Annotated in this window: 11 protein-coding genes; all 11 read left to right on the forward strand. The window is 47.9% G+C overall.

Going from position 1 to position 11,572, the window contains the following annotated elements; genetic code table 11:
- Window positions 1-117: 117 nt before the first annotated feature.
- Window positions 118-879 carry a nucleotide-binding protein gene (locus ABE613_RS05700; RefSeq protein WP_347375906.1) on the forward strand — a complete coding sequence of 254 codons (762 nt, stop codon included), beginning with the start codon at window positions 118-120 and terminating at the stop codon, window positions 877-879.
- Window positions 876-2,168 (forward strand): nitrogenase component 1, encoded by a 1,293-nt coding sequence (locus ABE613_RS05705; RefSeq protein WP_347375907.1) that lies wholly within the window; start codon window positions 876-878, stop codon window positions 2,166-2,168. Before ABE613_RS05700 ends, ABE613_RS05705 begins: the two co-directional genes overlap by 4 nt.
- A gap of 3 nt (window positions 2,169-2,171) precedes the next feature.
- Window positions 2,172-3,215 carry a nitrogenase component 1 gene (locus ABE613_RS05710; RefSeq protein ID WP_347375908.1) on the forward strand — a complete coding sequence of 348 codons (1,044 nt, stop codon included), beginning with the start codon at window positions 2,172-2,174 and terminating at the stop codon, window positions 3,213-3,215.
- A 14-nt stretch (window positions 3,216-3,229) separates the two neighbouring features.
- Window positions 3,230-5,578, forward strand: coding sequence for a carbamoyltransferase HypF (hypF, locus tag ABE613_RS05715; RefSeq protein WP_347375909.1), 2,349 nt, complete (start codon window positions 3,230-3,232; stop codon window positions 5,576-5,578).
- A 30-nt stretch (window positions 5,579-5,608) separates the two neighbouring features.
- Window positions 5,609-5,818, forward strand: a complete 210-nt coding sequence (locus ABE613_RS05720; RefSeq protein ID WP_235233028.1) for a HypC/HybG/HupF family hydrogenase formation chaperone — start codon at window positions 5,609-5,611, stop codon at window positions 5,816-5,818.
- Window positions 5,818-6,864 (forward strand): hydrogenase formation protein HypD, encoded by a 1,047-nt coding sequence (gene hypD / locus ABE613_RS05725; protein WP_235233027.1) that lies wholly within the window; start codon window positions 5,818-5,820, stop codon window positions 6,862-6,864. The genes ABE613_RS05720 and hypD overlap by 1 nt, the downstream gene beginning before the upstream one ends.
- 117 nt (window positions 6,865-6,981) lie before the next feature.
- The gene (gene hypE, locus ABE613_RS05730; protein ID WP_347375910.1) at window positions 6,982-8,001 is read left to right on the forward strand and encodes a hydrogenase expression/formation protein HypE; all 1,020 of its coding nucleotides are present in this window, start codon (window positions 6,982-6,984) and stop codon (window positions 7,999-8,001) included.
- A 55-nt stretch (window positions 8,002-8,056) separates the two neighbouring features.
- Window positions 8,057-8,329 carry a TM1266 family iron-only hydrogenase system putative regulator gene (locus ABE613_RS05735; protein WP_235233025.1) on the forward strand — a complete coding sequence of 91 codons (273 nt, stop codon included), beginning with the start codon at window positions 8,057-8,059 and terminating at the stop codon, window positions 8,327-8,329.
- Window position 8,330: 1 nt separating this feature from the next.
- Complete coding sequence (locus tag ABE613_RS05740) at window positions 8,331-9,098, forward strand: nucleotide-binding protein (protein ID WP_235233024.1); 768 nt, start codon at window positions 8,331-8,333, stop codon at window positions 9,096-9,098.
- Entirely contained in the window at window positions 9,092-10,420 is a 1,329-nt protein-coding gene (locus tag ABE613_RS05745) for a nitrogenase component 1 (protein WP_235233023.1), read from the forward strand. The genes ABE613_RS05740 and ABE613_RS05745 overlap by 7 nt, the downstream gene beginning before the upstream one ends.
- Window positions 10,417-11,547: a nitrogenase component 1 gene (locus ABE613_RS05750; protein ID WP_235233022.1), complete on the forward strand. Its 1,131-nt coding sequence runs from the start codon at window positions 10,417-10,419 to the stop codon at window positions 11,545-11,547. The genes ABE613_RS05745 and ABE613_RS05750 overlap by 4 nt, the downstream gene beginning before the upstream one ends.
- Window positions 11,548-11,572 lie beyond the last annotated feature (25 nt).

Here is an 11,572-nt window from a genome sequence, read left to right on the forward strand (position 1 = left end):
TTGTTTTATAGTGGATTTTTATTGATGTCGGATAATATGTATAGCTCTTTTACCGCAGCGGTAGAGGAGCTTTTTCTTTGTTGGTGGGAAAAGAAGATACAATTGTGGGAGGTTATTATGCTTAAAGTTGCAATCTACGGAAAGGGTGGTATCGGGAAGTCTACAGTCACATCGAATCTGGCGGCTGCCTTTGCGATGCTGGGCAAGAAGGTGATACAGATTGGGTGTGATCCGAAAGCGGATTCTACGATCAATCTGTTAGGCGGAGAACCCTTAAGACCGGTGATGAATTATATGAGAGAAGAGGATGAAGAACCGGAGAAGCTGGAAGACATCTCCAAGGAAGGATTTGGCGGTGTGCTTTGTATTGAGACGGGAGGTCCTACACCGGGACTTGGCTGTGCCGGGAGAGGAATTATTGCTACGTTCCAGCTTCTGGAGGATATGAAGTTGTTCGAGAATTACGAACCGGATGTGGTTCTGTATGATGTGCTTGGGGATGTTGTCTGTGGTGGATTCGCAGCACCGATCCGGGAAGGATATGCCGAGAAGGTTCTGATTGTAACTTCCGGTGAGAAGATGGCATTGTATGCGGCAGATAATATCTCACGTGCGGTGAAGAACTTTGAAGACCGAAGCTATGCCAGAGTATTTGGGATTGTGCTGAATCACCGGAATGTGGAAAATGAGACGGAAAAGGTTCAGGCATTTTCTGAGAAGAGTCATATTCCAATCGTTGGCGAGATCCCGAGAAGTGATGAGATCATCCGCTATGAGGATCAGGGAAAGACAGTGATTGAAGGGAATCCGGAATCACCGATCAGCCAGCGCTTTTTTGAACTGGCGAAATTATTGTTGGAAAATGAGGAGGAAGTATGAGACAGGAAGCTTACTACTGTACTGCGGAAGAATTGGTGAAGCTTGGTAAAGATGCCATTCCGCCGCAGCTGATATCAAATACACATCTGATCTACAGTTCGCCGGCAACATTGGCATTCAACTCTCCGGGTGCAGAAGGATTCGGGGTAAAGCGTGCAGGGCTTGCGGTACCAGGATCTATTATGCTGATCGTGGCACCCGGATGTTGCGGAAGGAATACTTCTATGATCAGTTCTATGAGGGAATATCATGACAGGTTCTTCTATCTGTTGATGGATGAGACGGATATCGTGACTGGCCGTCATCTGAAGAAGATTCCGAAAGCGGTAAAAGAGATTTGTGAAGGCAGAGAAGAGAAGCCGTCGGTGGTTATGATCTGTATTACCTGTGTGGATGCACTTCTGGGAACGGATATGGAACGAATCTGCCGGCGCGCGACGGAAGAAGCAGGACTGCCGGTGCGGCCATGTTATATGTATGCGTTGACCCGTGAGGGAAGAAAACCGCCGATGGTTCATGTGCGCCAGTCTATTTATTCGCTTCTGGAACCGAAGAAGAAAAAGGGAAATGTGGTCAATCTCCTTGGATTCTTCTCTCCCCTTGTAGATGACTGTGAATTGTATGATCTTCTAAAAGACGCAGGTGTAAGGACGGTACATGAAATTTCCCGTTGTCAGGATTATGATGAATATCTGACGATGGCAGAGGCGAATTTCAATCTGGTACTGCATCCGGAAGCGAGATTTGCGGCAGAAGATTTTCATGACCGGTTAAAGATTCCATTTATTGAACTTACAAGACTTTATCAGATTGATAAGATTGCCAGCCAGTACCGCGCGTTTGGTGCAGCTCTGGGAGTACAGTTTTCTGATGTAGAGGTAAGAGAACAGGCCAGGAGAGCTGTGGAGAAGTTCCGGCAGGCATGTCCGGATGCTTCATTTGCAGTAGGAGAGTGTATGAATGGAGACGCGTTTGAACTTTCACTGGCACTGGTGCGTTATGGATTTCAGGTAAAGGAGATCTATGGAACGCTGACGGCGGAGAATTTCGTATATTTAAAACAGCTTGTGGCGGTAAGCCCTGAGACAAAAGTGTTCTCGAATCTGGAACCAACCATGCTATATTATGATGCTAAGGGCTCGAAAGTGAACCTGACCATCGGAAAGGATGCCGGATATTATCATCCGGGATGTCCGAATGTAGTCTGGAACCAAGACCGGCAGCCCTATGGTTATGCTGGTGTCAGAAGACTCTTTGAAGCATTGCTTGCGGCAAAGGAGGAGGCTTAGATTATGAAAGGATTAAGAAAATATCTGACGCCATTTGCACCGGATCAGTCTGGTGCAGTGTCAGTACTATATGAACTGGGTGGAATCATTGTGATCTGTGATGCTGGAGGATGTACCGGGAATGTCTGCGGATTTGATGAACCTCGATGGTTTTCCAGAAAAAGTGCGGTGTTCAGCGCAGGACTTCGGGATATGGATGCAATCTTAGGAAGAGATGACCGGCTGGTAGAGAAACTTACCGATGCGGCTTCCAAACTGGAGGTTTCCTTTGCCGCTGTAATCGGGACTCCGGTTCCGGCAGTTATTGGAACGGATTATCGTGCGTTGGAACGTATGAGTGAGAAGAGGATTGATTTGCCGATTCTGACGGTAGATACCGATGGAATGGAACTATATGACGCAGGAGAGGAAAAGGCTTATCTGGCGTTGTTCCAGAGATTTGCCAAAGAAAAACTGCCGATAGAACAGGGAAGGATTGGGGTTCTGGGAGCAACGCCACAGGATCTCAGTGACCTGGATGCTGCAGATAAGATTAGAGAAACTCTTAAAAATCAGGAAGATGCTTCGGCCATCTGTTATGGAATGGGTGATGGTCTGGATGAGGTGAAGAAAGCTTCTGCGGCACAGAAGAATCTGGTCCTCTCACCGGCAGCGCTGGAGGCAGCAAAGTACCTGGAAAAGGAATTCGGAACTCCTTATGAAGTAGGATATCCTGTGGCAGGAGAACTGGTGCCGGAGATGGACTATGCCGGAAAGAAGGTTTTAGTAGTGCATCAGCAGGTAATTGCCAATGCGATCCGGGATGAGATTCGAAGCAGAACCGCAGATAACGCAGAAGTTGTATCTGCAAGCTGGTTTGCCATGAAGAGAGAATTAAAGAAAAATGGCGATGTTTCACTGAAAGAAGAAGAGGATTATATAGAGCTGGTGGAAACGGGTTCCTGGGATGTAATCTTTGCCGATGAGTGTATGAAAAAGATGACACCAGGATTCCAGGGAATGTTTGTGGATGTTCCGCATTTTGCGGTTTCCGGCAGGTTAATGTAAGGATGGTAGAGCGGATGAAGGAGACGATGACCAGAAGGATAAGAGTATATGGGATTGTGCAGGGGGTAGGATTTCGCCCCACGGTGAGCCGCCATGCGATGAAAAATGGTATCAGCGGCAGTGTCTGCAATAAAGGACCGTATGTGGAGATATTTGCCCAGGGAACCGAAGTGCAGATAGAGGGATTTCTGGATGATCTTCAGAATCATCCGCCGAGACGGGCTGTAATCCTGAAGATGAATGTCGAGCCAGAAGAACAGCCGGTCACATTCGAGTCGTTTGAGATTATTGAGAGTGAGAAGACCAAAGGTGAGATCTTCGTGTCTCCGGATATTGCTATCTGTGAGGAATGCCAGGAGGAAATGTTCAATCCCGGCAACAGGCGGTATCTGCATCCATTTATCAATTGTACCTGTTGCGGGCCAAGACTTACCATTCTGGATGCACTTCCTTATGACCGGGAGCGTACCAGTATGAAGGAATTTCCCATGTGTCCGGAGTGTGCAAAGGAATACCATGATCCGGATACCCGGCGGTATGATGCACAGCCGGTCTGCTGTAATGAGTGTGGACCGGAAGTATATCTGATTGGCCGGGCAGAACGTGACCGTGATGCGATTACATATACTCGGAAGACAATTGCGGCAGGTGGAATTGTGGCAATCAAGGGAATCGGAGGATTCCATCTGTGCTGTGATGCGACGAATGAATCAGCAGTCCACAGACTTCGGGAACTGAAGCGACGCCCGGCAAAGCCATTTGCAGTGATGGCACGGGATATGGAAGTTGTGCGAAGAGAATGCGAAGTGACAAAGATACAGGAGCAGGTACTTACTGGGCATCAGAAGCCGATTCTTCTGCTTGAAAGAAAAGAGAGTGCCAGGATGGCACCATCGGTGGCACCGGACAATCCAAAGATTGGCGTTATGCTTCCGTATGCACCGGTTCAGCTTCTGATCTTTCAATATGATGACGGAATCCAGATGCCGGATTGTCTGGTCATGACCAGCGGCAATACCTCGGGAGCGCCTATCTGCAGAGATGATGAAGAGGCATCTGCGGAACTGGCCTATCTGTGTGATTGTATGTTATCTCATGATCGTAAGATACGGATCCGGGCAGATGATTCTGTGATGGATTATTACAAAGGAGAACCCTACATGATCCGCCGTTCCAGAGGCTATGCACCACTTCCGTTTATGGTGTCGAACCCGTGGAAAGGGCAGGTCCTGGCGGTAGGAGGCGAACTGAAGAATACCTTCTGCATCGGAGTGGATGGTCGTTTCTATCCGTCGCCTTATGTGGGAGATCTGGAAGACTTAAGAACAGTCAAGGCATTGAAGGAAACGATTATCCGATTGGAGACGCTTTTGGAAGTGGAACCATCGGTCGTAGTCTGTGATCTTCATCCCAGATATAATTCTACAGCAATCGCTGAAGAACTGGGGCTTCCAGTAATGAAGGTACAACATCATTATGCGCACATTCTCTCCTGTATGGCGGAAAATGACTGCGCAGAGCCTGTCATCGGGGTATCCTTTGATGGAACCGGATATGGAACAGATGGCACTGTGTGGGGCGGAGAGATTCTGGCGGCAGATTATGATGGATTTACCAGACTGGGGAGCATTGAGCCATTCTTGCAGATTGGCGGAGATATTTCCGCAAAAGAGGGATGGAGGATTGCCGTTTCCTTAATCTATGGCTATACGGGTGCAAGAGAAGAAGCACAGCAGATTGCCCAGAGACTGGGATTGTGCAGTGAAGCAGAGGCAAAGGTCTTACTTACCATGGCGGAGCGGAGGATCAATGCGATTACTTCCACCAGTGCAGGGCGGCTCTTTGACGGAGTGAGTGCAATTCTTGGGATTCGTCGCAGTTCCACATTCGAAGGAGAAGCTTCGACTACACTGGAATTTGCAGCGGAAGCTTATGAGAAGCAGGCAGGTTCTGAAGAAGCATGGAAGAGATTCATTGACGAAGAAGAGATTCTTCCATTCAAGGAGAATCAGGCTGACAGAATGATTCTCAACACAGGGGAACTGGTACAGAAGATTGTGCATGCACGGCTAGGTGGAGAGGATACTGAATGGCTTGCCTATCGGTTCCATGCAGAACTGGCCAGACAGATCGTGGCTGCCTGCATCCAGATCCGTGAGGAGAATGGAAGAAGAAAAGTAGCATTAAGCGGCGGGGTGTTCCAGAATCAATTGCTTCTTCGATTGACAGATGAATATCTGAAGAGAGAAGGCTTTGAAGTGTTAAAGCACAGCATGATTCCACCCAATGACGGGGGAATTGCCTTGGGGCAGGCTGCTTATGCGATGCATAAGATCAATGGAAATCAAGACGATTTATCATAGATAACAGATAGAAGATGGAGGAGAAGGAATATGTGTGTTGGATTATCTGCAAAGGTAGTAAAGATCGGTGACGGAGTTGCAATTGTAGACGCTGACGGTGCTAAGAGAGAAGTATCTGCTCAGTTGATCGAAGACCTGGAGCCCGGTGAATATGTTATGGTTCATGCCGGAGTTGCAATTGCAAGAATTACCGATGAGGATGAGAGCGAGACCGATCAGTTGATGGAGGAATTACTGTAATGGGGGAAGAGAAGAAGAAAACAGCAAAAGAGATAATTGAGACCTATGACGGACCACCGCTTCGAATTATGGAAGTCTGTGGAACCCATACCCATGAAAATTTCCGGCTGGGTATTCGTAAGCTTTTGCCGGAACAGGTGGAACTAATCTCGGGACCGGGATGTCCGGTATGTGTCACACCGGTTGGATTTATTGATGAGGCCGTCTATCTGGCATTAGAGCGAGGCGTTACCATCTGTACATTCGGGGATCTGGTCCGGGTTCCGGGAACCGAGATGAGTCTGGCAGGAGCAAGAGCCAAAGGAGCGAAGATTCATATCGTCTATTCCCCGGCGGATGCAGAGAAATATGCAGTGGAACACCCGGAAGAACAGGTGGTATTCCTGTCAGTCGGATTTGAGACGACTACGCCGGCTGGATGTTTGTCTGTGAAGCAGGCAAAGAAAGACGGAATCCAGAATTACTCACTGCTCGTAGCGAATAAGACCATGCCGGGTGCCTATGCGGCTTTAAAGGGAAGTGCGGATGTCTTCTTATATCCTGGTCATGTCAATGCGATTACGGGAACCGAGTTATGCGAATCGCTGGTTCAGGAAGGAGTCAGCGGTGTGGTTGCAGGATTTACGGCGAAAGAGCTTCTGACTGCATTGGCAGTATCTCTGGTCAAGTATCAGGAAGGAAAACCATTCTTTATGAACTGCTATCCAAGGGTTGTGACCAGAGAAGGAAGCCGAGAGGCACAGGCATTGGTCGCTGAACTTATGGAATCCTGTGATTCAGAATGGCGTGGACTGGGAGTAATCCCGGATTCTGGCCTTCAGTTAAAAGAAGAGTGGCAGGATTATGATGCACGAAAGAAATATCAGATGCCTAAGATAGAAGGAAAACCGAATCCGGCCTGTCGCTGCGGAGATGTACTGCAGGGAAAATGCAAGCCATCCGACTGCAAAGTATTTGCCAAAGGCTGTACCCCGCAACACCCCATCGGAGCCTGCATGGTATCCAACGAAGGAGCATGCTCCGCATTCTACATGTATGGGATCTGATGACCTATGTACCTGTAACAAGAGGAAGCAAGTGCAAACAAATTTGCAACAGGCTGCCGCATGGTGAATCTCAATGAAATAGAACGGACAAAAGTAGAGAGGAAGTAAAGAATCAAGATGGATAAATCAATCAACAATCAAACAGTAACCATGGCTCATGGAGCTGGAGGAAAGCAGACTTCTGAGCTGATCGATCAGGTCTTCAAGGCACATTTTGCAAACCCGGATCTTACGGCTGATGATGCAGCAGTGCTTGTGCCGCCTACAGGAAAGATGGCGGTATCAACGGATGGTTTTATCGTATCACCGGCATTTTTCCCGGGAGGAAATATCGGTAAGCTGTCCATCTGTGGAACAGTCAATGATCTGGCATGTATGGGGGCAAAACCATTATATCTGACCTGTGCCTTTGTCATTGAAGAAGGATTTCCGATGGAGAAGCTGGAAGAGATTGCCGCTGCGATGGAAAAGACGGCCAAAGAAGCAGGCGTCAGGATCGTATCCGGCGATACGAAGGTAGCCGGAAAAGGGCAGGTGGATGGTATCTTTATTACCACAACCGGTGTGGGACAGATTGAAGAAGGCGTCTGCACATCTGGAGATCTGGCGAAACCGGGAGATGCGATCATTGTGACCGGAGATGTGGGAAGACATGGATGTACCATTCTGCTGGCAAGGGAAGATTTTGGAATTGAAGCGGATGTAACCAGTGACTGTGCTCCTTTGTGGGGAACGGTCAAGTCCGTGATGGACGCAACCCATGATATTCATGTAATCCGTGATGCGACTCGCGGCGGAGTAGGAACGGTTCTCTATGAGATTGCCGAACAGAGTAATGTGGGGATTCGCCTGGATGCTTCCAAAGTTCCGGTTGCACCGGAAGTCAAGGGTGTATGTGGAATGTTAGGCCTGGAACCATTGTATCTGGCGTGTGAAGGACGTCTGGTCATCATGGCACCAAAGGAAGCAGCACCGAAGATTGTAGAAGCATTAAAACAATGTCCATATTCACAGAATGCAGCCATTATCGGGGAAGTGACAGAAGAACAGCCGGGACGTGTTGTCATGACAACGGAGATTGGAACACAGGCACTTCTTCCGCAGCCGGGCGGAGAGCTTCTGCCACGTATCTGTTAGAAGAATCCGTTGAAAAGAAGCAAGAGGTATTAGAGATGTGCAGAAGGGGACGAATATGGATACAAGAGTTGCAGTGATTTCTATCATTGTAGAAAATGAAAATGTAATAGAAGAGTTGAATCATCTGCTTCATGCAGAAGGGAAATATATCATTGGAAGAATGGGAATTCCTTACCGCGAGAAAGGAATCAACATTATCAGTATCGCAATTGATGCACCCCAGGATATCATCAGTGCATTGTCCGGGAAGATAGGGCGGCTCCGTGGGGTGACTGCGAAGACTGCATATTCCAATGTGATTACAAAGGATGGAAAATCGGAGGAATGATATGATCAAAATTGCAGTTTATGGAAAAGGCGGCATCGGCAAGTCAACAACGGTTTCAAATGTGGCGGCAGTTTTGGCAGAGCAGGGACTGAAAGTCATGCAGATCGGCTGTGATCCGAAAGCGGATTCCACGCTTCAGCTTCGCCAGGGGCAGCCGGTTCCTACGGTGCTGGAATTATATCAGCAGAAAAAGAATCATTTTCAGCTGGAAGATATGGTCAGAATCGGTTATAACGGTGTAGTCTGTGTGGAAGCAGGCGGCCCGACTCCCGGTCTTGGCTGTGCGGGACGCGGAATCATTACAGCATTGGAAAAATTAAAAGAAAAAGGCGCTTATGAAACTTATCAGCCGGATGTTGTGTTCTATGATGTTCTGGGAGATGTGGTCTGCGGCGGATTCTCTATGCCGATGCGAAAAGGCTATGCGGATAAGGTATTTATCATAACCTCTGGAGAAAATATGGCCATTCACGCTGCGGCCAATATTGCGATGGCCGTAGAGAACTTTAAGAATCGCGGATATGCTTCTCTGGGAGGGATTATTCTAAATCGCAGAAATGTTAAACGAGAAGAGGAAAAAGTGGCAGAGCTGGCCGAAGATTTTCAGACAGAAGTAATCGGGACGCTGTCCAGAAGTGAGCAGGTACCGATGGCAGAAGAACAGGGAAAGATTCTATTGGAATGTTATCCGGACAGTGACATGGCAGAAGAGTATCGTGTATTGGCGCGTCAGATTCTGGCAGCATGTCAGAAGGAGGAATTATGTTAAAGCGAGTGGGAGAATCTATTGATACGGAAGGTGCGGTAACGACGATCAAGGATGCTGCATTTCCGGCTCCATTTGCTTCTGAACTGGAATTCAATTCGCCGGTTCACGGCAACTGGAATATTGTCCACACTGGAATGCAGCTTCCGGAATCGAGGCAGATCTATGTATGTGCTGATAACTGTATGCGTGGTGTGGTACTGACGGCAGCAGAGATGAATGCGGCAGACCGGTTTTCCTTTGTGATTGTGGAAGAGGAGAATCTTCTGAATGGTAATCTGGAAGATGTGACCATAGAAGGTGTGACGGATGTAATTAAGAAGCTACCGGAATATCCGAAGGCAGTTCTTTTATTTACTGTATGCCTTCATCATTTTCTGGGCTGTGATCTGGACCGGGTCTATCAGGAATTAGAAGAACGATTCCCGGAGATTGTATTTATTCGTTGCTATATGGATCCGATCATGCAGAAGACTGGGCTTACGCCAGACCAGAAGTTAAGAAAAGCAATGTATGACCCCTTACCGGAACGAACGCCAGAGCCGAAGAGTGTAAGTCTTCTGGGCAGTGATTTTGCATTGGATGAGACGGCGGATATTCCGCGATTTCTTAAAGAGCATGGATATGCAGTAAGAGAACTTCCGGCCTGCAAGACATGGGAGGAATATCTGGAGTTAAGTGCTTCTGAGTTGTTCGTATCTTTCTATCCTCCGGGACGTTACGGTGCAGAGGTACAGGCAGAGCGACTGGGAAGAAAGCACTTGTATCTGCCGGCATGTTTTGGGTATGATGAGATTACGCAGCACATGAATGAACTTGCAGATGCATTACATTTACCACCAATTGATGCGAAAGATGAGATTGCAGCATGTGAAAGAGCATTGGAACAGGCACATCGGGAGATTGGCGATACGCCGATAGCGATTGATTATCTGTTCCATCCAAGACCGCTTGGGCTGGCAAGATTGTTGATCTCACACGGATTTGTGGTGGAAACCGTCTACCTGGACAGCATCAGCCCAGAGGAAAAAGAAGACTTTGAATGGCTTCGTGAACATGCACCTGGGTTAAAACTTGCGGCAACGATTCAGGTGAAGATGCGCGTGTTGCCAAGAGGCGGAGAGCGAGAAGTGCTGGCAATCGGTCAGAAAGCCGCATGGTTTACCAAAAGCCGGCATTTTGTCAATATGGTTCAAGGCGGCGGCCTGTATGGATTTGACGGAATCCGACAACTTGCGCAGTTGATGACAGAAGCTTTTCGGGAGGAAAAGGATACGGAATCACTGGTAATTCAAAAGGGATGGGGGTGTGATTGCTGCTTATGAGACAATCCTATCGTATTATACCGGTTTATACAGCCGATGTATCAGGCGTATGCTCGGCATTATATGAACTGGGCGGTATGACAGTCATGCATGACCCGTCCGGTTGCAATTCTACTTATAATACACATGATGAGATCCGCTGGTATGATCAGGACAGTCTGATCTATATCTCAGGATTAACGGAGATTGACGCCATTCTTGGAAATGATGAGAAATTTCTTCATGATATTAGAACGGCGGCCGAAGAGCTGCACCCTAAGTTTCTCGCTCTGGCAGGTTCTCCGATTCCCTTCATGAATGGAACGGATTTCCCGGCGTTAGCGCAGATTCTGGAAGAAGAAACAGGCATTCCTTCCTTTTCCGTTCCGACAAACGGGATGCATGATTATGTATATGGCGCAGGAATTGCTTTGGCTGAGATTGCAGAGCGCTTTACAGATTCTGAAAAGCGATGTACCAGTCCACGGAGTCTAAATGTTCTGGGGGTGACACCGTTGGATTTTGGGCCAATTTCACATGTAAAACGATTCATAGAAAGCCTGGAACAGTCTGGGTGGGAGGTGTTGTCTACCTGGGCCATGGGGGATGATCTGGATGCTCTGGCGCGAGCATCAGAAGCGGCTGTGAATCTGGTGGTTTCTTCCGTTGGTCTTCGCGTGGCGAAGGTCTTAGAGCAAAAGTTTGGGACACCTTATGTGGTCGGGACCCCGGTGGGAGATTTTACAGAAGACTTGTCAAAGGCACTGGAACAGGCCGTAGAGAGTGGAAAAATGTCGGTAGCTTACCTTGACAGAAGACTGTCAGGTGATGCTGAGATTACACTGATCGGAGAACCTGTTACGATGGGATCTCTGGCTGCGGCAATCGAACGTAAGACAAGGCAGCCAGTTCGTGTATTATGTCCATTGGAAGAGACCGATGGTTTACTGGCACCTAAAGATCTAGTGATTCGTGGAGAAGAAGAGGCAGAAGAACGGTTGAAAGATGCAAAAGTCATTGTTGCAGACCCACTCTATCGGCCGATTTGTCCGGCAAAGAGCCGATTTTACGAATTGCCTCACATTGCATTTTCCGGGCGGATCTACCTGAAGAGACTGACTGCTCTGGTAGATCTTTGCAAAGAATAAATAAATAGGATGGGATTGTTTTATG

It is taken from the genome of Dorea chungnamensis, assembly GCF_039832125.1.
Classification (GTDB): Bacteria; Bacillota; Clostridia; order Lachnospirales; family Lachnospiraceae; genus JAFBIX01.